This window comes from Micrococcus sp. EWR3.9.1 (genome assembly GCF_052615555.1).
In genome coordinates, this window is sequence record NZ_JBQXFD010000009.1 from 69,939 (window position 1) to 92,833 (window position 22,895).

At 73.2% G+C, this 22,895-nt stretch carries 20 protein-coding genes, 1 tRNA gene and 1 pseudogene; 7 read left to right on the top strand and 15 right to left on the bottom strand.

The window, feature by feature from the left end:
- Positions 1 to 190 precede the first annotated feature (190 nt).
- A complete protein-coding gene (locus ACUJ8O_RS07350) occupies positions 191 to 1,603 on the bottom strand; it encodes a hypothetical protein (RefSeq protein WP_052001199.1) in 1,413 nt (470 codons plus the stop codon).
- 11 nt (positions 1,604 to 1,614) lie between these two features.
- Positions 1,615 to 2,718, bottom strand: coding sequence for an alcohol dehydrogenase catalytic domain-containing protein (locus ACUJ8O_RS07355; RefSeq protein ID WP_036313417.1), 1,104 nt, complete (start codon positions 2,716 to 2,718; stop codon positions 1,615 to 1,617).
- Positions 2,719 to 2,840: 122 nt separating this feature from the next.
- Here ACUJ8O_RS07355 and ACUJ8O_RS07360 point away from each other — a divergent pair, with 122 nt between their 5' ends.
- Positions 2,841 to 4,565, top strand: a complete 1,725-nt coding sequence (locus tag ACUJ8O_RS07360) for a helix-turn-helix domain-containing protein (protein WP_036313420.1) — start codon at positions 2,841 to 2,843, stop codon at positions 4,563 to 4,565.
- A 160-nt stretch (positions 4,566 to 4,725) separates the two neighbouring features.
- Positions 4,726 to 5,553: a hypothetical protein gene (locus tag ACUJ8O_RS07365; protein ID WP_036313423.1), complete on the top strand. Its 828-nt coding sequence runs from the start codon at positions 4,726 to 4,728 to the stop codon at positions 5,551 to 5,553.
- A 9-nt stretch (positions 5,554 to 5,562) separates the two neighbouring features.
- Here the strand turns inward: ACUJ8O_RS07365 and ACUJ8O_RS07370 are convergent, their stop codons facing one another.
- Entirely contained in the window at positions 5,563 to 5,838 is a 276-nt protein-coding gene (locus tag ACUJ8O_RS07370; RefSeq protein WP_020624892.1) for a DUF1540 domain-containing protein, read from the bottom strand.
- A gap of 336 nt (positions 5,839 to 6,174) precedes the next feature.
- Between ACUJ8O_RS07370 and ACUJ8O_RS07375 the strand changes: the two genes are divergently transcribed.
- Positions 6,175 to 6,936, top strand: a complete 762-nt coding sequence (locus ACUJ8O_RS07375) for an OBAP family protein (protein WP_161787818.1) — start codon at positions 6,175 to 6,177, stop codon at positions 6,934 to 6,936.
- A 170-nt stretch (positions 6,937 to 7,106) separates the two neighbouring features.
- Here the strand turns inward: ACUJ8O_RS07375 and ACUJ8O_RS07380 are convergent, their stop codons facing one another.
- From ACUJ8O_RS07380 to ACUJ8O_RS07400, 5 genes are all read right to left on the bottom strand, one after another.
- Entirely contained in the window at positions 7,107 to 8,288 is a 1,182-nt protein-coding gene (locus ACUJ8O_RS07380) for an NAD(P)/FAD-dependent oxidoreductase (protein ID WP_159228083.1), read from the bottom strand.
- Positions 8,289 to 8,400: 112 nt separating this feature from the next.
- Positions 8,401 to 9,180 (bottom strand): WcbI family polysaccharide biosynthesis putative acetyltransferase, encoded by a 780-nt coding sequence (locus ACUJ8O_RS07385; protein WP_445373274.1) that lies wholly within the window; start codon positions 9,178 to 9,180, stop codon positions 8,401 to 8,403.
- Positions 9,114 to 9,356 carry a hypothetical protein gene (locus ACUJ8O_RS07390; RefSeq protein ID WP_445373275.1) on the bottom strand — a complete coding sequence of 81 codons (243 nt, stop codon included), beginning with the start codon at positions 9,354 to 9,356 and terminating at the stop codon, positions 9,114 to 9,116. The genes ACUJ8O_RS07385 and ACUJ8O_RS07390 overlap by 67 nt, the downstream gene beginning before the upstream one ends.
- Positions 9,357 to 9,534: 178 nt before the next feature.
- Positions 9,535 to 10,914: a glycosyltransferase gene (locus ACUJ8O_RS07395; RefSeq protein WP_236601213.1), complete on the bottom strand. Its 1,380-nt coding sequence runs from the start codon at positions 10,912 to 10,914 to the stop codon at positions 9,535 to 9,537.
- Positions 10,911 to 12,023 (bottom strand): hypothetical protein, encoded by a 1,113-nt coding sequence (locus tag ACUJ8O_RS07400; RefSeq protein WP_445373276.1) that lies wholly within the window; start codon positions 12,021 to 12,023, stop codon positions 10,911 to 10,913. The genes ACUJ8O_RS07395 and ACUJ8O_RS07400 overlap by 4 nt, the downstream gene beginning before the upstream one ends.
- 166 nt (positions 12,024 to 12,189) lie before the next feature.
- Between ACUJ8O_RS07400 and ACUJ8O_RS07405 the strand changes: the two genes are divergently transcribed.
- Positions 12,190 to 14,196: a glycosyltransferase gene (locus ACUJ8O_RS07405; RefSeq protein WP_078026230.1), complete on the top strand. Its 2,007-nt coding sequence runs from the start codon at positions 12,190 to 12,192 to the stop codon at positions 14,194 to 14,196.
- Between the two features lie 32 nt (positions 14,197 to 14,228).
- On the opposite strand, the gene ACUJ8O_RS07410 is transcribed toward ACUJ8O_RS07405, so the two are convergent.
- From ACUJ8O_RS07410 to ACUJ8O_RS07425, 4 genes are all read right to left on the bottom strand, one after another.
- Positions 14,229 to 15,320 (bottom strand): glycosyl transferase, encoded by a 1,092-nt coding sequence (locus tag ACUJ8O_RS07410; protein ID WP_078026229.1) that lies wholly within the window; start codon positions 15,318 to 15,320, stop codon positions 14,229 to 14,231.
- Positions 15,320 to 16,447 carry a glycosyltransferase gene (locus ACUJ8O_RS07415; RefSeq protein ID WP_078026228.1) on the bottom strand — a complete coding sequence of 376 codons (1,128 nt, stop codon included), beginning with the start codon at positions 16,445 to 16,447 and terminating at the stop codon, positions 15,320 to 15,322. The genes ACUJ8O_RS07410 and ACUJ8O_RS07415 overlap by 1 nt, the downstream gene beginning before the upstream one ends.
- Positions 16,448 to 16,691: 244 nt before the next feature.
- A tRNA-Ala gene (locus tag ACUJ8O_RS07420) sits at positions 16,692 to 16,764 on the bottom strand.
- Positions 16,765 to 16,798: 34 nt separating this feature from the next.
- Positions 16,799 to 17,209: a VanZ family protein gene (locus tag ACUJ8O_RS07425; RefSeq protein ID WP_078026227.1), complete on the bottom strand. Its 411-nt coding sequence runs from the start codon at positions 17,207 to 17,209 to the stop codon at positions 16,799 to 16,801.
- Positions 17,210 to 17,560: 351 nt separating this feature from the next.
- On the opposite strand from ACUJ8O_RS07425, the pseudogene ACUJ8O_RS07430 reads away from it, so the two are divergent.
- The 3 genes and pseudogenes from ACUJ8O_RS07430 (at position 17,561) to ACUJ8O_RS07440 (ending at position 19,493) form a co-directional block, all read left to right on the top strand.
- Positions 17,561 to 19,100: pseudogene (locus tag ACUJ8O_RS07430) on the top strand (sodium:solute symporter family transporter).
- Between the two features lie 33 nt (positions 19,101 to 19,133).
- Entirely contained in the window at positions 19,134 to 19,262 is a 129-nt protein-coding gene (locus ACUJ8O_RS07435) for a putative transporter small subunit (protein ID WP_036339645.1), read from the top strand.
- Between the two features lie 21 nt (positions 19,263 to 19,283).
- Positions 19,284 to 19,493, top strand: a complete 210-nt coding sequence (locus ACUJ8O_RS07440) for a hypothetical protein (protein ID WP_445373277.1) — start codon at positions 19,284 to 19,286, stop codon at positions 19,491 to 19,493.
- A gap of 32 nt (positions 19,494 to 19,525) precedes the next feature.
- Here the strand turns inward: ACUJ8O_RS07440 and ACUJ8O_RS07445 are convergent, their stop codons facing one another.
- Genes ACUJ8O_RS07445 through ACUJ8O_RS07455 form a run of 3 tightly spaced genes read right to left on the bottom strand, consistent with a single transcriptional unit; the run spans position 19,526 to position 22,718 of the window.
- Positions 19,526 to 20,221, bottom strand: coding sequence for a LutC/YkgG family protein (locus ACUJ8O_RS07445; protein ID WP_445373278.1), 696 nt, complete (start codon positions 20,219 to 20,221; stop codon positions 19,526 to 19,528).
- Entirely contained in the window at positions 20,218 to 21,858 is a 1,641-nt protein-coding gene (locus tag ACUJ8O_RS07450) for a LutB/LldF family L-lactate oxidation iron-sulfur protein (RefSeq protein ID WP_445373279.1), read from the bottom strand. Before ACUJ8O_RS07450 ends, ACUJ8O_RS07445 begins: the two co-directional genes overlap by 4 nt.
- Positions 21,855 to 22,718: a (Fe-S)-binding protein gene (locus ACUJ8O_RS07455; protein ID WP_445373280.1), complete on the bottom strand. Its 864-nt coding sequence runs from the start codon at positions 22,716 to 22,718 to the stop codon at positions 21,855 to 21,857. Before ACUJ8O_RS07455 ends, ACUJ8O_RS07450 begins: the two co-directional genes overlap by 4 nt.
- Positions 22,719 to 22,895: the final 177 nt, after the last annotated feature.

Consider the following 22,895-nt stretch of genomic DNA (forward strand, 5'->3'; position numbering starts at 1 on the left):
GCAGTCGGCCTCATTCTGGCACGGCAACATCCCCAGGCCTGGGCACTCGCCCGGCACGGCCGATCCCCACTCCGTCTCAGTTCGTTGCGCGGACCCTCCGGCAGCCAGACCCACGCACCGAGGCCCCGGTCTGCGTCGCACTGGGCGACGCATCCCGGGGCCTCGGTCGAAGGCTGCGGCCCGTGAGACGTCAGTTCTCGGCGGCCTGGCCCTCCTGCGCGCGGAGCATGGCGTCGAAGGTGGCATCCGGCTCACCGCGGAAGAAGTTCCGGCCGTAGACCACGAGGCAGAGGATGACGCCCGTCGCCAGGCCCCATGCGGCACCGTTGGACGCCAGCACCGCCGCGGTGACTCCCGCGATGCCGAGATCCTTGAGGCTGCGGGCCTCCATGATGCCGACCTTCACGGACACGAATCCCTGGATGAGCAGGGTCAGGGCCAGAGCCACCCCGAGCACCGGCTGCACCAGCGTCACGATCGGCAGCAGCAGGAGCCCGGTGTTCGTGCCCCACCGGAACGACCCTGCCCCGCCGAAGATCGACTTCATGGCCTTGCGGCCTTCCTTGTAGCGCTCCACGATCACGACGTGCATGGCAGACCAGATCGGACCGCACATGGCCACGTCCGGACCGATCATGGACATGAGGGTGTTGCGGCCGCCGAAGATCAGGTGCGCCCGGTCCGGGTTGTACACGACCGCCTCATCCGTGCGGATCTGGTCGGCCTCCTTGAGGATCGCCCGGGACTGGAGGACGTCACCGAACACGACGATGTAGGTCGCGAGCACGGTGGGCAGCGCGGTGAGGAACATCGAGGCCGGCGGGAGGCCGATGCCGAAGATCGTGTACCCGGCGAAGAGGCCCGCGAAGTCCGGGGTGTTGAACCCCCACTCGATGGTCGGCCACGGGGCTTCGCCGGCCAGGGGCGCGATGACCACGGCCAGGAGGATCACCGGGAGGATGCCCAGGTTGCCGATCGTGTGCCACATCGGGTTCTTGGTCCGCATCGCGGCGAACCGGCTGGAGAAGAGGAGGAGGAAGGCGATCCCCACCGCGATCGTGATGGTGACCGGGAAGGTCTCGAAACGACCTCCCTCGACGAAGAGGGACTGGACGGCGGCGATCCCCGCACCCACCAGGACGCCCGCCTTGATGGCGGAGGGGATCAGCGAGACCACCTTGGAGGCGAGTCCCGTCGCACCCAGCGTGATCGAGAAGACGCCCAGCATGAACTGGAACGCGATGAGCGCATGCACACGTTCCTCCCCCTCGGGGAACGCTGAGCAGTAGGCCATGACCAGCGGGATCGCCGGGGTGATCCAGCCGGGAACCACCGGATCGCCGAGGAGGTGGTGGGTGAGGTACAGGAGGCCGTTGAACACCACGACGGCGAGGGCCACTTCGAACGGCATGCCGAGCAGTTCGACCATCAGGGGGATGGCCGCCAGGTCCACGGCGCACATCAAGAGGCCCTGGACGTAGTCCGGCCACTCGAAGCGGTAGTGCACGAACGGCAGGCGGATCTGGAAGGGCCCTGCCTTCCAATGCGGAGAGACCTCGCCGATGCCTTCATCGTCCAGCGAGTGATGCGCAGTAGTCGTCATGTCCGTGGCCTTCAGTATTCGATGATCTGACGCACCGCACGGCCGTCGGCCAGCTGGTCCATCGCTTCGTTGATGTCCTCAAGCCGCATGGTCGCGGAGACGAGCTTCTCCACCGGAAGCCGACCCTCACGCCACATCTGCTCGTATCGCGGGATGTCGCGAGCGGGCACAGAGGTGCCCAGGTACGAGCCGATGATCGTGCGGGCCTCACCCGTGATGGTGAGCGGTGAGATCTCCGCCGTCTGCTCGGGCGAGGGAAGTCCTGCCGTGACGGTCCGGCCGCCCGGCGCCGTCGCGTTGAACGCCGTCGTGAAGGCCGCCGGATGGCCGGCGCACTCGACGGCGTGGGTGGTCTTGATGCCGCGCTCCGCCATCTCTTCGGGCGAGTAGGCGGCATGCGCGCCATAGCTGAGGGCGAGCTCCCGCTTCTCCTCGGACATGTCCACCGCGATGATCTCCTGCACACCGCTCGCCACCGCCGTCAGAAGGCAGGCGACCCCCACGCCGCCGAGGCCGACGATCGCGATGGAGTCCCCCTCTTCCGGGGCCGCGGCATTGAGCAGGGCGCCGCCGCCGGTCAGCACGGCACATCCCAGGACCGCAGCGACGGCGGCCGGCACGTCAGAGCCGACGGGCACCACGGACTTCCGATTCACGACCGCGTGGGTCGCGAATCCGGAGACGCCCAGGTGATGGAGCACCTCGTCACCGTCGCGGTGGAGTCGGACTCCGCCGCCCAGGAGGACGCCGGCGTTGTTCGCCTCCGTGCCAGGGGTGCAGGGCAAGCGACCGTCGGTCTTGCACGCATCGCATTCGCCGCATCGAGGCAGGAACGTCATGACGACCCGCTGGCCGATCTCCACGTCGTCGACACCCTCACCGAGCTCCTCGACGATCCCGGCGGCCTCGTGGCCGAGCAGCATGGGGACGGGCCGAACGCGATGACCGTTCACCACGGAGAGATCCGAGTGGCACACCCCTGAAGCCTCCATGCGGACGAGGATCTCGCCTGCGCCCGGGGGATCGAGCTCCAGGTCCGAGACAGTGAGGGGACGGGACGAGGCGTACGGCCGCTGCCGGCCGATCTCCTCGAGAACAGCTCCACGGATCAGCATGTGAGCGCCTTGCACGACGGGGGTGTGTGATGTAGGCCTCAGGGCCTCCTCCCATCCCACCAGCGCTCCCCGTCAAGCGCTATAGACATCCAGTCCATCTCTCACCGAATAAAGTTGGCAGAGTGACCACTGACGCTCTCGACCACCGCCTCCTCCGAGCCCTGCTCCACACGGCTGCCGACCTCGCGGAACTGGCCGACACCGAATCCGTCCTGGCGTCCATCGTTCGACGCACTCGGGCCCTCGTCGGAACGGACATGGCGTATCTCAGCCTCAATGACCACGCAGCAGGTGAGACATACATCCGCCGGGCTGAGGGCGTCGTGACCCACGCCTATCGGACGATCCGCATGCCCATCGGCACGGGAGTGCTCGGGAAGGTGGCGGAGGGTCTGGCACCCTTCCAGAGCCTCGACTACTCCAACGACCCGACGATCACCCACATCCCCCAGGTGGACCACGCGGTGCAGGCCGAGGGCGTCCACGCGATCATGGGCTCACCCCTCGTCGTCGACGGCCGACCGCTCGGCGCCCTGATGGTCGCCGAACGTCGCGCCCGGAGGTTCACCCACTCCGAGGTGACCATCGTCGAGTCACTCGCCAAACATGCCGCCATCGCGATCCAGAACGCACATCGCTACACGGAGGCACTCAACGCCGTGGGGCGCGCGGACGCAGACCGGGATCACGAACGCCAGTCCCTGCGTGAGCTCACTCGCCTGGATGAGCTCTCCTCGCGCCAATGCCAGTCCCTTCTGGAAGAGCCCAATGAGACGTCCGTGCTCAATCGGGCCGCCGAGCACTTGGGGGTGGAGGTGGAACTCCTCTCCCCCGAACGTCCGACGTCGCCGCTGCGGCCCGCCCCCGCCCTCCCCTCGCGTCACACCGCAGGGGTGGCCCACCAGGTCGTGGCGCCGGACGGCTGCACCTGGACGCTCGTTCCCGCAGATCGGGACGCGCACGACTGGCTCGCCGTCCGCCGCGCCCTCGACCCTGCCGAGAAGAAGGCCCTGGTCAGGACCGCGCAGCACCTCCTGCTCGCACGACGGCTCCGCAGCGCGCGGCGCGCCACCGAGCTCGAGGCGGGCGCCGGCCTGCTGGCCGAACTCGTCGATGATTCCGCCGGTGGAATCGTGCGACGGCGTCGGGCGCTCGCCGAGCTCGGCCTGCGCGAGGATTCACAGGTCAGCCTGGTCGTCATCGATCTCGCCGCCGTACCTGAACCCCAGTTCGCCGAGCGAGTGCTCTCACCCGTCGCGGGAGTGCGCCTCAGCGCTCCGTGGGGCGGCACATGGTGCGTGGTCGGCGACCGCCCGGATGTGCCTGCCCGCGTGGAGGCGGCAGTTCGGCATGCGACGGACGCCGTATGGCAGATGGCCTTCCTTGGGCCGGGCGAGCACTTCCGCGATCTGCCGGGAGCGTTCCGCGTGCTGGAGAACGCCCTCGCTGTCAGCAGGGTGACCGGAGGGCTCCACGCCGTGGACGCGTCGACCGTGGGCGCCGTCGGCATGGTCCTCGCCGGGGCCGGCGAGGCGAGCAAGGACGTGACGACCCGCCCGCTGGCGCCGTTGCGCGACCTGCCACCCCAGCGTGCCTCGGCACTCCGAGAGACCGCACTGGCCTACCTGGACGCTGGAATGAACGTGGCCGAGACGTCCCGCCGGCTCTTCCTCCACCGCAACACGGTCCTTCAACGACTGGAGCAGCTCGGCGCCGTCCTGGGTTCCGACTGGCACACGCCTCCGCGATCGCTCGACCTCCATCTCGCCCTGCTCTCGGCAGCACGCGACGACGGCGGCGCCCCGGGAGTGACAGCCCCTACCCTCGGGAATCTTCTGCGCACCTGACCCTTCTGGCCCCGCCACGGCCGCCGAGAAGGGTCAGATGCGCAGACGATCCCTGACACACGCCCCACCGCCCCGCGTACGACAAATACACAACACTCACCTTGCGTATCTCACTGAGGTGTGCCTTACTGGTTCTCGGACCCCCGCCGGAAGGACCCCCATGGCCCACGCCTCCACGCACCCCGCTCATCCGCTGCCGCCCGTGGCGCCCCGTCGCCTGCTGCTGGCCCAGCGGCTGCTCCGCGGCGAGGGCTCCGTCGAGGTCACGGCCTTCCGCGCCGGCGAGACGCTCACGACGGCCGTCCACGGCGTGAGCGCGGACGGCCGCCTCGTGGTCGCCCACGTCCCCAACCTCCTCGGGTCGCTCGGCGCGTTCCACACGCTCGCGCCGCTCGACGTGCGCGTGGACGTCCTGCGCGACGCCCTGGACCTCACGCTCCCCACCCGCCTGGCATCCGTGCATCTGCTCGGCACCCTGCGCTGGTGCCGGGACTCGGCCGAGGTCGCGGAGCTGAAGCTGCGCGGTCGCGTCGCGGACCTCGTGGCCGACGTCGGCCCGCGGGTGCGCGTGGGCGTCGTCGAGACCCAGCGGATCCTGCTGCACGACGTCGACGGCGTCGCCGTGTTCTGCTGCCACACCCTGCCGCTCACGTCGCGCGGGCTCGTCGACCAGGCCGAGCTCGCAGACCTGGCGGATGACGTGCTGGGCACCGCCCCCGAGGTGCTCGCGGACCTGGCCGACGCCGTCGCCCTGGGCCTGCTGCCGGGCGAGAGCACCCCGTTGCAGGTCGGCACCGGGCCCCTGCCCGAGTCCCCCGCCCACGCCCTCGACGCGGACGAAGCCGGGGTGACCCTGCTCCGCGTCCGCGACGGCGAGAGCACCGCGGTGCACGTGGCCCTGCCCGGTGCGGGCCGGCTCGACCACAGCCCCCGGCACGCCTGGCGGCGGCTGCTGGACGCGATCCCGGCGCGGGTCGCCCACCCCTGAGGGGCGGCGTCAGTCGATCGTGTAGGTGGCGCAGGTGGCCACGTCCGTGACCTCGATGCCCTCGGCGGTGCAGGCGAGGTCGGCGTTGTAGGTGCACTCGAGGCGGTGGCACGCACCGACGGTCGAGGCGCCCTCGGTCACCGGGCGGCGGACGTCCAGCTGGACGAAGGTGCCGCAGCCGGGCGTTCGGTCGGAGCCGGCGACGGTGATGGCCAGGGCGTTGCAGGACGTCTCGGCATTGAAGGCGCAGGCGCTGGCGGCGCAGGTGCGGACGGCGGTGGTCATGGCGTGATCCTCTCGGTTCGGGCCCGCCCCGGGCTGGGACGGTGCTGCTGGAATCGAGATTACTCCGGCCCACGAATAGCACAAGAGGGGTAAGCCTTAGTCGATAGACGATTAGCGCAAATGGATTTTGCGCATTGTCGTGTGTCGTATGGACCGACGTCGTGCCCGCCGGCCGCCCGGAATCTTCTGCATCTCTGGCCCTTCTGGCGACCACGCGCCCACTCAGAAGGGTCAGATGCGCAGACGATCCGCCGTCCCCGCCTCCTGAGCAGCCCCGGCAGCCCCGGCAGCCCCACCACCCTGGCCGAGTCCGCTCCGCGCCCCTAGCGTGGGGCCATGAGCACCCATCGCCTGTCCTCCACCGCCCTCGGGTTCGCCGCCGGACTGGGCACTGCGGCCGCTGTCACCGCAGCCCGCAAGATCGCCCTCATGGGCGCCGTCGGGAAGGGCCACCCGCTCAAGCACCGCCTCCTGGACGCGGCATCCGGCCTGGTCCAGCCGAAGTACCCCATGGGCGCGATGAGCACCTATCTCAACGGACTGCACTTCTACGCCGACGACCTCGGCCGGCAGGTCGAAGCCAGCCACTTCTGCATCCACCTGCGCCACGACCTGCACCAGTGCGTGATCTTCGACCGCAACGCGCCGGACGCACGGCTGATCGGCATCGAGTACATCATCAGCGAGGAGCGGTTCCGCAGCCTCCCCGACGAGGAGCGGCGCCTGTGGCACAGCCACCACTACGAGGTGAGCTCCGGCGCCCTCACGGCCCCCGGGGTGCCCGAGCTGGCCGAGCACAGTTACTTCGAAGACCTCATCCACACCTATGGGAAGACGTTCCACACCTGGCAGTACGACCGGGACGACTTCCCGTACGGCATCCCCCAGCTGATGATGGGCCTCACCGACGACGGCCAGGTGGACGAGGCCCTTCTGCGCGCCCGCGACGAGCGCGTGGGCGTGGACACCGCGGCCAAGCGGCGCAACCGCGCGGACATCCCGGTCCCGGACGTGGTGCCGGGGGCGAACAGCTGGGAGCGCGGGCGGGTCGTGCAGACCACGCTCGAGGAGCGCCCGGTGCGGGGCCGCGACGACTGAGGGCGGCGTCGTCGGGAGGGCGCCGTTTCCCGAACGACAGCGGTGCGACACGCCGCCGTTTCCCGAACGAAAACGCTCGGCGGGCCGGCGCCGTCATCCGGATCGGGCGGGCGCGCCCCGCGAACGAAAGCACGTCCGCCGCACGTGTCGCGACAGCGAGAACGCTGGGCTCAGACCTTGCCCTTGAGCAGTCGGTGCCAGTAGATCCGGGGCTGGCCGAAGCGGTCGAAGGCCGCCGTGCTCTTCCGCGGCTTCGTCAGGTCCACGCCGGGGATCGACCGGTCCTCGGAGCCGTCGCGGACGTGCTCGTCCAGGACCAGCTCGTCCCGGCTGACCATCACGGGGATCACGGTGTAGCCATCGTACTTCTGGAGCGGCTTCCCCGCGTCCGCGGCCTGGATGTTCTGGGTCAGGATCTTGACCTGCCGGCGCAGGGCTCCGCCGGAGGGCCGTGTGCCCAGGGCGGCGGCGTCGCCCAGCGCCCACACCTGCGGGTGCACGGGATGCCGCAGGGTCGCGGGATCCACGGCCGCCAGGCCGGCCTCGCCGTCGTCCGCCAGGCCTGCCTCGGCGATGAACTCCGGGGCCCGCACCACGGGCGTGATGTACGCGGCCGCGACGTCGGTGATCCGCTCACCGGTGTTGAGCACCACCTCGCGGGCCTCGTGGTCCACGGCGTTCACCTCTGCGCCGGCGTGCACATGGATGCCGTACCTCGCCACGGCCTCGGCCAGAGCGGGGTCGATGGTCTGCCGGTCCAGGATCCGGCCGTACGGGGTCACCAGGCGGACGTCCACGTCCGGCAGGATCCCCGTGCGCTCCCACGCCGCGCAGGCCAGGAACAGCGCCTTCAGCACGGTGCCGCCGCACGAGGAGGGCTCAGCCGGCACATTCGCCACCACACGGTCCCCCGCGGCCACACGCGACAGCAGGGCCCGGGCGGCGTCCACGTGCTCGGGCACGTGCGCACTCGCCGCCCATCCGGCGGCGTAGGCCTCACGCAGCCCGTCGATCGCACCCCACCACGGGGTCAGCCCCGGGCAGAGCACGAGGTGGCGGAAGCCCACGGTCAGCCCGGTGCTCGTCACCGCGGTCCGTTCCTCGGCGTCCACGGCCACGACGTGGTCCGGGATCCATTCGACCCCGTCCGGGATGACGGCCCGCATCGGCCGTTCGAACCGGGCCATGTCCGCCTGCCCGCCCGCCGCGTAGTTCAGCATCGGCCGGTAGCGGTGCAGCTGTTGGCCGTCGGCGATGGCGACCCGACCCTGCCGCTTCCGCCGCAGTGCGGCGGCCAGGGACACGCCGGCGTTGCCGCCGCCGACGATCAGGATGTTGTACTGCTCGGTCACGTGGTCCTCCGTAGGATGACGGGGTCAAAGGAACGGTACGTCCGCCCCCGCAGACGTGTTCCGCGGCGGACGGGACGTGCCGCCTATCCTCCACTGGGGGCCGGAGCTGGCGCTAGGCCGCAAGGCCCAGCAGTCGCAGCTGGTCGGCGTACTTGCGCAGCCCCACCTCCATAGCCTGCGGGTTCTGCGCGTACCAGTCCAGGTGGGTCTGTCGCAGCTGCTCGGCCGGGACGGTCTGTCCGGCCACGGTCCAGTCCTCGGTCGGCGCGGCGTCGAGGTCGAGGGCCTCGACCACGACCGCCTCGAGGGGCGCACGCACCCCGCCGAGGAGCACGCGGGAGGCGGGCACGGGCTGGACGGCGACGTCGCCCGGCAGGCGCTCGGCCACGCGCTCGGCCACGCGGGTCAGCAGCGTGTTGGTCGGGTGGTTCACGGTGTAGAAGCCGACGCCCCGCTCCGCCGCCACCAGATCCGCCATGGACAGCGTCCCCTTCGCCTCCTCCCGCGCCCGCAGCGCCTGCACGGACGCGGCCGCGGCCTCGCGGATCGCCGCGGGCGCCACCTCCCGGCGACGGCCCGTCGCCGCCTCGGCCAGCACGCGCAGGTCGTGGTATGGCACGACGGGCGGGTCCTCCCCCGGCCGCTCGGCCGCCCCGGGCGCGAACTTCCAGTTGCGGAGGGTGACCTGCCAGGGGAAGCGCGAGACGTCGTACACCACGGGGATCCGCACCACGGCGGCGTCCTCGGGCAGCCGGGCCACGAGCTGGTCCGTGCCGATGGGCATGCCCCGGTAGTCGTGCGGGATCGGCTGGGTGACGAGCGCCTTCACGCGCGGCAGCAGCCGCTCCAGGTGCTCGACCTCGTCCGGCTGGGCCTCGAAGGCGGGCGGCACGCGCACACGCTCACCAGGTCCGCCCCGTGCAGCGGTGTGCCGGGCTCCCCGCCGAGCAGCCGCCGATACGACTCGCCCTGGCAGTTGCCCCACACCAGCAGCAGGTCGCCCTCGGGCAGGTCCTCGAGCCCGTAGAAGTGGCCGTAGTGCCGGCGTCGTCCCTCGTCCTCGTGCACGCCTGCGTCCTCTCTCCTCAGCCGTCCTCGCGCCGGATCCAGTCGACGCCCGTCTTCCCGAACCACCAGGCCAGGAACGCGGAGAGCGCCGCGAAGTCCAGCTCGTCCAGCTCGCTCATCGGTCCTCCCGTGCTCCGTCCTGTCCGCGATTGTGCCAGCCCCGCGGGCACCGGCCCGCTCAGCCCCAGCCGCCCCACCACGCCTCGAGGTCCGGCACGGCGGCCACGGGCGCCCAGCCCAGCCGGGAGGCGGGCACCCGCCACCCCCGCGCCGTCCCGCCCCTCCGACGCCGCCACCGCGCCCGCGCGCACGTCAGCACGGCGAGCACGGCCCGCTCGCCCGGCTCGGCCGGCTCACCCAGCACCTCCACGCGCTCGACGCCGGCCCGTTCCAGGCGCAGCAGCCACGCGGCGACGGCGTCCGCGTCAGGCCGGGCTCCGGCCGCGGCGGGCCGCAGCGGGACGTGCACGTCCACGGACCAGTCGGGCACCGACCGCACGGCGTCGAGGTCGCCGCGCGCCGGCGTCGGCGGCAGGTCCTGGGACGCCGCCGCGCCGCCGTCGGGCTCGCCCAGCAACCGCACGCGGGGGTCGCCGAGCGCGCGCGCCGCCGCCTCGTCGAGGCCGCCTACGACGCCGACCCGCGCCCCCGGTGCCGCGCGCAGCACGGCGTCCACCGCCACCACGGCCGCCGCCGCGCCGTCCGCGCCCTCCGGCACCCGCACTCGCGCCTCGACCCGCAGCGGGCCGGCCAGGGACAGGCCGTGGCCGCGGGCCGTCGTCGCGGGGATGCGGGAGGCCAGCACGAGCGCCTCGCGGGCCTTCACCCGGGCGGCCTCGGCGGCGTCGCCGCGTCCGCCGAAGTCGGCGCCGGCCTGCCACGCCACGGCGTCCGGCGCGTGGCGCAGGGCCGCCCCCACGCGCCACAGCCGGTGCGCCAGCTCCCAGTCCTCCCCGCCGTAGCCCACGAACGCGGGGTCGAAGCCGCCGGCGTCCTCGTAGATCTCGCGCGCCACCGTGAGCACGGCCGAGATGACGTACCGGTAGCCGGTGGAGTCGGCGCGACGCAGGTCGTCCGTGGCGCGGTACCCGTCACCCAGCCAGGCCGGCTCGGCCAGGCGGGCGTCCGCGGGCACCTCGTGCCCGGGCCGCCAGCCGTGCGCCCAGGCCCGTTCCAGCCAGGCCTCGGCCAGGTGCCGCCGCCGGCCCACCACCGCGGCGTCCCGGGGCGCCTCGGCCACCGCCGCCAGGGCCGCGGCGAGGTACCCGGGCTCGGGGAGCATGTCCCCGTCGAGGAAGGCGAGCACGTCGCCGTCGGCAGCCTCCGCCCCGAGCGCCCGGGCCGCCGAGGCGCGGAACCCGCGGTCCTGCTGGCGCACGGTCACCACGTCGAACGGCAGGCCGGGGTCCACCCGGGGCGGGACGGGCGAGCCGTCGTCGGCCACCACGAGCTGCAGTCCGCCGGTCAGGCCGCGCTGGGCCGCGAGCGCGGCCGTGAGCCGGTCGAGGTCCGCCTGGGCCCGGTAGTAGGGCACCACCACGGAGACGGCGGGGCTCACGCCCACCCGTGCACGCGGCGGAGTACGTCGAAGAGCATCCGCGCGCAGTCCTCGGCGCCGGGCGCGAGGTCCACGCCGGGGTCCAGCCACGTGCGCTCGGGGTCCTCGACCGCTTCGGCGATGGCCTCGGCCATCGCGTAGGCCGGCGACCCGTTCGGGTGCACGAGCCGCAGGGTGCCCGGGCGCAGCCTCTCCATCTCCTCGGTGTACCGGCCCGCCGAGGCGATCGCCCGCCGTCCCACCGAGGTCCACGCCGCCAGGGACCCGGACGCGGACACGTTGCGGTGCGCCGCGAACGGGATGCCCGCCGAGAGCAGGGCCGCGTCCGCGAACTCGTCCGGCACGAACCCGGTGACGCGGAACTCCAGGCCGCGCGCCTCGGCGTCGCGGGTCAGCTCCGCCACGAGGTCGTCGTGCCCGATGCTGACGGGTCCGAGCGCCGTCAGCCGGCGCGGCGCCCCGGAGTCCGGGCCCCACTGGCGGTGCAGCTCGGTGAGGGCCTCCAGGGCGAGGGCGTGCCCCTTGCCCGGGTAGACGAAGCCGAAGAGCACGAGGTCCCGGTCGAGGCCGGCCATGCTCTCCGGCACCACCGGCTCGGCGCGGGCGGCCGCGGCCCGGCGGTCCTCCACGGGCAGCGGGACCACGTCCGCGGCCACGTCCACCAGGTCCGCCAGCAGCGCCCGCTCGTGCTGCGAGGAGACCACGACGCCGGCCACCGCCTGGGCGAGCCGCGCGTACGCCTCGCCGCGGCGGCGGTAGCGGCCGTCGCCCTCGGCGGGCTGCGGGATGTCGTGCAGGGTGAGCGTGGTGCCCGCGGGCAGGACGTCGACGAGCAGGTCCGCGGCGGCGGTCGCGGTGGGGCCGAACAGCGCGTCCGTGACGTCCAGGTGCACGGCGGCGCCCAGCGCCCGCGCCTCCTCCAGCAGGGGCACGAGGCCCCGGAACGCCGCGACGTCCTCCGCCGTGAGCAGCTCCACCTCGGCGCCCACCCGTTGGAGGGCGGCGGCCGTCTGCCGGCCGTGGCGCACCACGCCGTGCTCCGGCGCGCCCACGGTCACGTACAGCACACGTCCCTGCGGCTGCGAGTCCACGTCCACGATCCCCTTCACCTGCGGCGGCGCTCCTCTGACGCGGCGGCGCGCCGGAACGGACAGGATGCCGCTGCTCCGATTCTCCGATCCTGCCCTGACAGACTAGATTTCGCGACCCCCGACCCGGGACGGGGACACGCCGCCCGCGCGGCATCGCATCCCCCAGGTCAGGAGGCCCTCCCCCGTGAGCATCACCGTCCAGCACGTGCCCGCGCAACACCCGTACACCCGCGCGATCCGCCCCCTCGACCCGGGCGCCGCGCCGGACGTGGAGTTCCTGCCGGACCCGCCGGTGCCGGGCGCGCCCGCACACCAGTGGTGGCCGCCCCGGGCCCTGCACGCGGAGTGGCTGGCCGAGCACCGCCCGGACGTGCTGCACGTGCACTTCGGCTTCGAGCACTTCAGCCCCGCCCAGCTGGCCGCCGCCCTGGACGCGCAGCACGCGCACGGGGGCGCCGTCGTCGTGACCGTGCACGACCTCGAGAACCCGCACCTGACGGACCAGGGCCCCCACCGGGACCGCCTGGCCGTGCTGCTGGGCCGCGCGGACGCCGTGCTCACGCTCACCCCCGGCGCCGCGGCGACCCTCGCCCGCGACTACGGCGTGCGCGCCCTCGTGGTCCCCCACCCGCACATCGTCCCGCTCGAGGACCTCGTGGCGCAGGGCGACGACGACGCCCCCGGCGCGGAGCCCGGCCTGCTGCCCCCCGACGCGTCCGACGACGGCGACGGCGCGGCCGCCCCCGCCCGCCTGCTGGTGCACGCCAAGGACCTGCGCGCCCAGGTGGCCCCGGTGGCGCTGCTGCCGGTGCTCGCCGCCGCCGTCGGGACGCTGGCCGAGCGCGGTGTCGACGCGCGGGTGACCGTGGAGGTCCAGGACACCGTGCAGGACGAGGACGCCCTGGCCGCGCTGCGCGCGGGCTGTGCCCACCACGGCTTCGAGCTGTGGCAGCACGACCGGCTCGACGACCCCGCCCTGCACGCGCTGCTGCGCGACGTGGACGTGTCCGTGCTGCCGTACCGCATCGGCACCCACTCGGGCTGGGTGGAGATGTGCCGGGACCTGGGGGTGCCGGTGGCCGTCGCGGACATCGGGCACATCGCGGACCAGTCCGGCGCCTGGTTGACCCCCGACTCGCTCGCCGCGTTCGACCCGGAGGATCCCGACTCCCTCGCCGACGCGCTCGAGACGCTGGTGCGCGCCCGCGCGCGCACGGCCCCCGCCGACCCGGCCGCCCGGGCCCGGCAGCGTCGTCGCGTGGCCGCCGCCCACGTGGCCGTCTACCGCGAGGCCCTCGCCCGGGCGCGCGGGGCGTTGCCGGGCGTGTCCGTGCTGGTCATCACGGGGCACCGGGACGAGCACCTGGCCCGCGTGATCGCCGGGCTGGAGCGCTCGCACCGTCGCCCGGACCAGGTGGTCGTGGTGTTCATGGGCCAGCCGGACGGGCGCGTCCCGGCCACGGACCTGCCCGTCACGGTGGGGCACGTGGCCGCCGAGGCCGGGCTGCCCCTGGCGCAGGCCCGCAACCGCGCGGCCGAGCTCGCCACCGGCGAGATCCTCGTCTTCCTCGACGTGGACTGCATCCCGGCCGCCGAGACCGTCGGCGTGCTGGCCACCGAGGTCGCGGCCCACCCCGGGTCCGTGGTGATGGGCCGGCCCCGCTACCTGCGGCCGGGCTGGACCCGCGACGTCGGGGAGGCCGACCTGACCTCGCACCGCGCCGACGCCCTGCTGCGCCGCCTCTCCGTGCCCCACCGGGCACGCGCGCACCTGACCGCCGGCCCCTCGGACGAGTGGCACCTCGTGTGGACGCTGATCCTGGCGCTGCGGCGCGCGGACCTGGCCCGCATCGGCGGTTTCGACGCGGGCTTCACCGGCTACGGCGCCGAGGACACGGACCTGGCCTTCCGCGCCCGCGACGCCGGCCTGACGCTGCGGTTCAGCCCCGCCGAGGCGTTCCACCAGCACCACGGCGTGATGACCCCGCCGCTGCACCACCTCGAGGACATCCTGGTCAATGCCCGCCGCTTCCGGCAGGTGCACGGCCGATGGGCCATGGAGGGGTGGCTGCGCGCGTTCGCGGACGCGGGGCTGATCGCGTGGGACCCCGAGGGCGAGCGGCTCGAGCTGCTGCGTCACCCCACGGAGGCGGAGCTGACGGCCGCCCGCCGCGACGACGCCGCGTACTGAGCGCGGTGACGGCCGGGGGCGGCGGGGCGGACTCAGCCCAGGGCGCCCTCGATCGCCGCCTCCCAGCGCCGCCGGTACTCGTCCGGCGCCACGAGCAGCAGGCCCGCGAGCCGGTCGGCGGCGGTCGGGTCCGCGAGGGCGCCGCGCACCGCGCCGGCCCAGTCGGCGTCCGGGTCCTCCCACGCGCACCACGGCACGCCCGCGGCCCGGTGGATCTCGCGGACGAACACGCGCTGCTCGTCGAACGGCCGCGGTTCGGGGGCGAGCACCACGGGGCGGCCGGAGCGGGCGGCGTCCACCACGGCGTTGTGCCCGGCCGAGACCACCACGACGTCGGCGTCCGCGGCCCGGCGGGCCGGCGCCTGGACCCAGCCGTGCAGCGTCACGGTGGCGGGCATCGCCTCCGCCGCGAGCCCGCCCGGCGCCTCCGGCTCGCCCACCCCGGCGATCGGGCCGTACACCTCCCATGTCGCCTCCGGCACGGCGGACGCCGCCCGGGCCAGGTCCGCGGCCCGCACCCCGCCGCCGCCCGTCCCGGCGATCACGGCGACGCGCGGGGCGGCGCGGGCCGTCGACGTCGTCGTGGTGCGGGTGCCGAGCCGGCCGGTGACGTCCGCGACCCCGAGGTAGGTGACCCGGTCCGCGTGGGCGGCGCGCCAGGCGGGGACCTCGAGCTCGGCGGCGTAGTGGGCGAAGAGGCCGTCGGCCTCGGCATAGACGAGGGCGTGCGCGGGGTCGGTGCGCTCGCCGTGCATGCGGCGGTGCAGCACAGGCCAGCCCGCCAGGCGCAGGAACAGGGCCGCCTCCACGGACACGTCCACCACGCACACGTCCGGGCCCACCCGCTGCGCCGCCGCGTGGAGGGCGTCGAAGCGCGCCCGGATCTCAGGCCCCACCGGGGACCAGTGCAGGGGCGAGCGCGCCGGCTGCTCGTGGCCGGGCACGAGGTCCGAGGGCAGCGGGATGACGGGGACGTCCGCAGGCAGCAGTTCGGCCGCCCGAGGGTGGGCGGTCACGACCGTCACGTCGAACGCCCCGGTCGACGCCAGGCCCGCGGCGTGCCGCAGGTGCCCCGCCCCGTGCTGGTGGGCGTAGTAGAGGACCCGCCTGCGGGCCGGGGCCATCAGAGGGACTCCAGGTCCGCCGCATCGGCGGACGGGCGCGGGACCCCATGCGGGTCGAACCCGTACGCGTCCTCGGCGGCGGCGAGGTCACGGGCGTCCTCGGCGGCCTGCTCGAGCAGGTCCACGTAGCCCTCCACCATGGTCTCCGCGCTGAACCGGCAGGCCCACGCACGCACGCGTCCCCGGTCCTTGCGGCGGGCGTGGCGGATCGAGACCGCGAGCTCCTGCGCCGTGTGGTGCACGGCCAGCGCGCCGGCCTGCGGGGCGACGATCTCCCCCATCGCGCCGCTGAGCAGCGCGGCCACCGGCACGCCGAGCGCCATGGCCTCGACCACGGCGAGCCCGAACGGCTCGGCCCACAGGGGGGTGGCCAGGAAGACCTCGCCCGTGGCGAGCATGTGCGGCAGCGCGTGGTGGTCGAGGTGGCCGTGGTAGACGGTGTCCGGGCCGAGCCGCGGCACGACCTCGCGGGCGTGGTACTCCTCGTCCGAGATCGGCCCGGCGAAGTGCAGCTCCATGCCCGCGATCCGGGCGGCGTCGATCGCCACGTGCAGGCCCTTCTCCGCCGTGATCCGGCCCGACCACACGGCGCGGCCGCGCACGGGGACGGCGTCGGAGACCCACTGGTGCAGCTCGATCCCGTTGGGCACCACATCCACCCGCGGCAGCCGATGCTGCCAGGCCAGCGCGTTCGACGCGGACACCGAGGCCCACCGGTGGTGGTCGGGAGCCGTCCAGCCCGGGGCGTCGACGACAGCCAGCACCTCCGCCAGCGTGGCCGGCGTGTGCAGGACGGTGACCACGGGGCGGGCGCGCAGCAGCTCGAGCGGCGCCGGGGAGAGGGAGTTGTTCAGGACGGCGTCGGAGTCGTCATCGAGGATCAACGCGCAGGCCCGGCGGGCGGCCTCCTCGCGCACGCGGGCGCCCGCGCGGCCCGGGCCGGCGCCCTCGGCGGGCAGCACGGCGACGACGTCGCCCGGCACCCGGGTGCCCTCCCGCGCGTAGACGGTGACGTCGTGGCCCCGGCGCACGAGGTGCTCCACGGTCATGGCCGTGTGCATCTCCAGCCCGCCCTCGTAGGGCGAACGAATGGGGTGGAGCATGTGGGTGAGCACGCTGATGCGCATCGGCGTCCCCTTCCCGGCCCGGGCCGGGCCGAACGGCCCCGTGCGGGGCGGCAGAAGCGCGACTGACCTGCGGTGAGACGGCCGCATCACGTCCGCGCTGACGTACCCCGGCACTGTAGACACCCGGGGGGTCCCCCCGGAAGCGCCGACCCCCCTCCCGGGTGAGGGCGGGGAAGGCGCACACGCCCCCGTCACGAGAAAGTCCCGGCCCGCGACCTCGAGGATCGCGGACCGGGACGGTCCGTGGAGCTAAGGGGAATTGAACCCCTGACCTTTTCATTGCGAACGAAACGCTCTACCAACTGAGCTATAGCCCCAGGTCATGCCCTCCCGCAGGAGTGCACCGGACCATCATACGCCCGACGCCCCCGATCCTCCAATCCGGCGGCTGCGCGCGGCGACCACGCCGAGCACCACCCCCGCCAGGTCCGCGACGACATCCACCGGGTCCCCCGTCCGCAGCGGCACCCACGCGTGCTGCACGAGCTCGCTCACCGGCGCGTGCACCGCGAACGGCAGGGCCCACCACGCGCTCCGCCCCCGCCCCACGGCGAGGAACGCGGGCAGCGCGAACACGGCCACGTGGATCGCCTTGTCCAGCCCCGGCGCGGCGAACCCGGCCTGCGGCACCTGCTCGCCCGGCAGGTACAGCACCACCAGCTGCACCACGACGGCGACGGCCAGCGCCGCCGCCAGGGCGCGGCGCCGTCGTCGGGAAGCGGGGGCGGAGGGGGCGGCCGGGGAGCCGGGGGGAACGGTCATCCGCCCATTCTGTCCGGCTTCTGCGCCGGGCGCTCCTGATCCCGACCCCGCTGAAAAGGCTCTATGTTTTTGCCATTTCTGCGCCGACCATGTGAGGATCAGCCCATCCGGGCGGGCTCGTCCCGCCGGGATGCCGGTGTTGACAGCGCCGCCCAGGGCCGAGGGACCGCGATGGCTTGAGCAGAGAGCTCGCCGTTCGTGGACTCGGGACCCGGCGGGATGCCCTCCACCTCCCCGGCCCCTGGCCGCGACGTGATCGGTACGCCACCCTCCGCCCTGCGGAGCCATGCCCGGACCGGACCGCGCCGGGAGATCGGGACGTCCGTAGTCACTCGCGCGAAAGGAAGTTCGATGCCGCCCTCCCAGGACGCAGCATCCCTGACCCAGCTCGGCGTGATCGGGGTGATCCTGCTCGTCGTGCTGTTCTACGGCGGGACCATGATCATGTCCGTGGCCATCTCCAAGAAGAAGGAGAACGCCGACGCCTACATGACGGCGGGCAACCAGATCGGCTTCGGCGTGTCCGCCGCCTCCATGACGGCCACCTGGATCTGGGCCGCCTCCATGTACGCCTCCGTGACCGCCGGCTACACGTACGGCGTCTCCGGTGCTCGGCTCCGTCATCTCCCTGACCTCCAACTTCATCGCCGGCGGCGCCCTGATCTCCCTGCTGTCCCCGCTGTCCTTCGGCGCGGGCATCCTGATCGTGGCCGCGGGCGTGCTGCTGTACACCCTGTGGTCCGGCTTCCGCGCCTCCGTGCTCACCGACTTCGCCCAGGTGATGGCCATGCTCGGCGCGACCGTCATCATCATCCCCGCCGTGTTCTTCGCCGCCGGCGGCCCGGACATGTTCCAGGCCGGCGTCGAGGCGGGCCACGTCACGGCCCAGCAGCAGAGCTTCTTCTCCTCCGACGCGTTCATGAACCAGGGTGCGCCGTACATCGCCGCCGTGCTGGCCTACGCGATCGGCAACCAGACCATCGCCCAGCGCCTCTTCGCCGTGCGTGAGGACCTCATCAAGCCCACCTTCGTCACGGCCACCCTCGGCTACGGCGGCACCGTGATCGGCGTCGGCATGCTCGGCGTCATGGCGCTCTACCTGGGCGTCGAGCCGCTCGACGGCGACGTCAACAACCTCCTGCCGCAGATGGTCGCCGACCACCTGCCGCTGGCGCTCGTGGCCCTGGCGTTCCTGATGATCATCGGCTCGCTGTCCTCCACCGCCGACTCGGACCTGTCCGCCCTCTCGTCGATCGTGATGACGGACGTCTACGGCCAGTCGGTCGGCCGCAAGAACGCCGACCCGAAGACCATGCTGCTGATCGGCCGGATCACCATGATCGTGGCGACGGCGGCGGCCCTGTACTTCGCCACCGCCAAGTTCGACATCCTCGACCTGCTGGTCTTCGTGGGCGCCCTGTGGGGCTGCCTCGTGTTCCCCGTCATCGCGTCCTTCTACTGGGGCAAGATCACCAACGCCGCGTTCACGGTGTCCGTGCTCGCCGCGCTGGCCGTGTTCCTGCCGGTCCGCTTCGAGTGGATCCCGCTCGAGGGCGCCTGGGCGATCGTGGTCGAGACCCTCGCGATCCTCGGCGTGGGCGTCGTGCTGGGCATCATGTCCTTCGGCTTCTTCGGCCTGCGTCCGGCGGTCGTGGTCGGCGCGATCGCCTCGGTCGTGATGCTGTTCCTCGGCTACGGCTTCCTGCGGGACTACGCCACCCTCACGGGCTCGCTCGTGGCCTACGCCGTGTCCTTCCTCGTGTGCTGGGGGCTGTCCGTCCGCTCCGGGCAGGACTTCGACTTCGACCGGATCGCGCGCGTGACCGGCGACTTCGACCCCGCGACCGAGGACCTGCCGCAGGTCGAGCGCGCCTCGGCCCCCGTGTCCTGATCCCCCGTCCACCGACTCACAAGGAGCATCCGCATGACCGTCGGTCTCACCCTGTACGTCCTGATGTGGCCCGTCCTCGTGCTGGCCGTCCTCGTCGCGATCGCCCGCGGCTTCGTCGCCGACTGGGCCGCGGCCCGCCGCGAGGGCCGCTCGATCATCTGAGGCCTCCGCCGGGGGCGGCCCGTGACCCTGGTGGTCCTCGCCCTCGACACGGTCGTCCGCCTGACGCCCGCCGAGACCTCGGCCGCCATCCCGGGCATCGCCGGGCTCGAACACTTGCTCGTGACCGCCGGTCTCGCGCTGCTGTTCGTCGCCCTGTACAGCGGCGTGCGGGAGCGTCAGGCCCACCTCGAGACGGGCCGCGCCGGCGGCGCCGTCGTCGAGGGGGCCTGACCCGCTCGATCCCCTGCTATACCGCGCCCGCGTCAGCGAGCGCGGTCGAGCAGGATCACGTCCAGGCGGCGCGGCCCGTGCACGCCTTCGACGCGCTCGAGCTCGATGTCGCTCGTGGCCGAGGGACCGGAGATCATGGTGATCGGCGCCGTCGCCTCCACGCGGGCCAGCGCCTCCGGGAAGAGCTCCACCACGGAGTCCAGCGGCACGATGCACACGTGGTGGTCCGGGACCAGGGTGATCGCCCGGCGGCCCTCGTCCGGGCGGCCGCTGAGGAAGATCGTCCCGGTCTCCGCGCAGGAGACCGTCGAGGACGTCACCACCGCGTCTACCTCGTTCAGCGCGTCCACGCTGAGGGGCTCGCGCTCGCCGTCGTGGGCGCCGCGGACCGCGGCCCGCTCCCCCGTATGGCCCACCGCGGGCTCCGTGATGCGCTCCCGGCCGGCCCCGCGCGAGTCCGCGGGGAGCCAGTCGGGCTCCAGACCGGCCGGCACCACGTACCGGGCGTCCGGGCCGAGCAGCTCGGCGATGGCCGCGGCCACCGTCTCCTCGGTCTCGTCCCGCACGGAGGCCCGGTAGTCGATCAGCCGATCGCGCAGCATCTCCACCACCTCGGACCGGTCCCGGGAGGAGGTCCGCCGGTAGGTGCGCTGCACCGGGTCCGCGACCGGGCCGTCCGCCGTCGCCTCGCGGATGCGCCGCAGGATCTCGGCCTTCGCCTCGCTCATCGTCCGTCCTCCCCGACGTGCTCGTCCTCCTGGCGGTCCAGCCCGGCGACGCCGTCCAGGGCGGTCCGGTGCTCGGTCTCATCCTTGTGGCGGGCCCACCAGTTGCGGAAGGACTCCCGCGGGGGTGCCGGCACGTCACGCTCATCGGTCCACCCGCCGGCGATGCCCGGCAGCCAGCCGAGCACCCGGTCCGGCCCGGCCGCGACCCGGCCCAACCCCAGGCCCCGCTCGGCCAGCGACATGCGCCGACCCGAGGACATCACCACGGAGGCGCCCTTCATCACCACGTCCATCTGCGAGGGCATGACGGACTCCACCGCCGCCTTGGCACGGGCCAGGGGGCCGGCACCGGCGTCCTCCTCCGTGCGCAGCGCCTTCCGGGCGGCGTGGGTGGCCTGCACGTCCTCGTCCCGGAGGTGGATGAGGATCGAGGGGATGTCGATGGCCACGGGGCACACGTCGTAGCACGCGCCGCACAGCGTGGAGGCGTAGGGCAGGGTGCCGTTCTCCCCCGCGTCCACACCGGTGAGCTGCGGGGAGAGGATCGCGCCGATCGGGCCCGGGTAGACGGAACCGTAGGCGTGGCCGCCGGTCTGCTCGTACACGGGGCACACGTTCATGCACGCCGAGCAGCGGATGCAGTGCAGCGCGGAACGGCCCTTCGGGTCGGACAGCACCGCGGAACGGCCGTTGTCCAGCAGGACCAGGTGGAACTCCTGGGGACCGTCGCCCTCGGTGACGCCCGTCCACATGGAGGTGTACGGGTTCATCCGCTCACCCGTGGACGAGCGCGGCAGCAGCTGCAGGAACACCTCGAGGTCCTCGAAGGTGGGCACGAGCTTCTCGATGCCCATCACGGTGATCAGCGTCTCCGGCAGGGTCAGGCACATGCGGCCGTTGCCCTCCGACTCGACGACGGCCAGCGTGCCCGTCTCGGCGACGCCGAAGTTCGCCCCGGAGATCGCCACCTTCGCGCTCAGGAACTTCTCGCGCAGGTGCCGGCGTGAGGCCTCGGCCAGGTCGGCCGGCTCGGAGGTGAGGCTCTCGTCCGTCTCCGGCATCTCCCGGAGGAAGATGTCCCGGATCTCCTGGCGGTTGCGGTGGATCGCCGGGACGAGGATGTGGCTGGGCCGGTCGTGGCCGAGCTGGACGATGAGCTCGGCCAGGTCCGTCTCGACGGCGGCCACGCCGGCATGCTCGAGCGCGGCGTCCAGGCCGATCTCCTGGGTGGCCATGGACTTGACCTTGATCACCTCGTCCACGCCCTTGGCGGTGACGAGCTCCGTGATGATGCGGTTGGCCTCGGACGCGTCCCGGGCCCAGTGCACGACGCCGCCGCGTGCGGTGACCTCGGACTCGAGCCGCTCGAGGAGCGCGGGCAGGTCCGCCATGACGGACTGCTTCAGCGCGGAGCCGGCGGCGCGCAGCTCCTGCCAGTCCGGCAGCTCCTCGACGACGCCGGCACGCTTGGCACGGATGGTGTGGGTGGCCCGGCGGATGTTGGCGCGCATCTGGCCGTTCTTCAGCTGCTCGCGGGCGGACTCGGGGAACGGGGTGTTCAGCAGGATCTCGCCCTCGCCGTGGACGGGGCGGACGGTGGGCATTCCCAGGCGCACGCGGGTGGGTGCGGTGCTCATCGGCGGGCCTCCTGTACACGGGCGGACAGTCCGCGGCGGACGCCGGCGGACGCGGGGATGGACAGTTCGACGGGGCCGTCGACCTCGAGCGGGTTCTCCCGGGTGGCCGCGAGGATCTCGGCGAGGTGCACGGTGCGCAGCGGGCGGCCGTCCTGGCCGCGCGCCTCTCGACGGTGCATGGCCCCGTCCAGGTGGAGCAGGCAGGAGGCGTCCCCGCCCGTGCAGAGGGAGGCGCCGGACGCGGTGACCTTCTCGATCTTCTCCTCCGCGATGGCGGCGGAGACGTCCGGGTTCTTGAGGGCGAAGGTGCCGCCGAAGCCGCAGCACTCTTCGGCGTCCGGCAGGGGGCGCAGGTCGATGTCCGCCACGGTGCGCAGCAGGTCCTCCTGGCGCGAGCCCAGGCGCAGCAGGCGCATGCCGTGGCAGGAGGGGTGGTAGGTCACGGTGTGCGGGAACCAGGAGCCGAGCTGGGCCGCGGCGTCCGTCACCCCGAGGACGTCCGTGAGCAGCTGGGACAGCTCGAGGGTGCGGGAGGCGACGACCTCGGCGTCGCGGGCCAGCCCCTCGTCCCCGCAGGAGCGGGCGACGTCCGGCTGCTGGTGGCCGAGCGAGGCCACGCAGGAGCCGGAGGGGGCGACGGCGAGATCGTAGTCGGCCTCCATGAAGGTGCGGACGTGGTTGCGCACGACGGGCAGGGCGTCCTCCACGTACCCGCTGTTGACGTGCATCTGCGAGCAGCAGCCCTGGCCGGGCGGGAAGACCACCTCATGGCCGAGCCGCTCGAGGATGCGGGCGGTGGCGAGGGCCACCTTGGGATACATCGCGTCCACGATGCATGTGGCGAACAGGGCGATTCTCATGCCGGTCTCCGTTCCGGACGGGGCGCCTGGGGCGCCGTGCGGTGCGGCAGCACACGGGTGCCGTAGTGGTCAGACCATATCACGCCAGCCCCTTGCAAGGTGACCGCCCTCACAGTACGCTCCTTGGTCTGACCACAGTGGTCCGACCATCACCGGCCCGACCGGATTCCGCCCCGT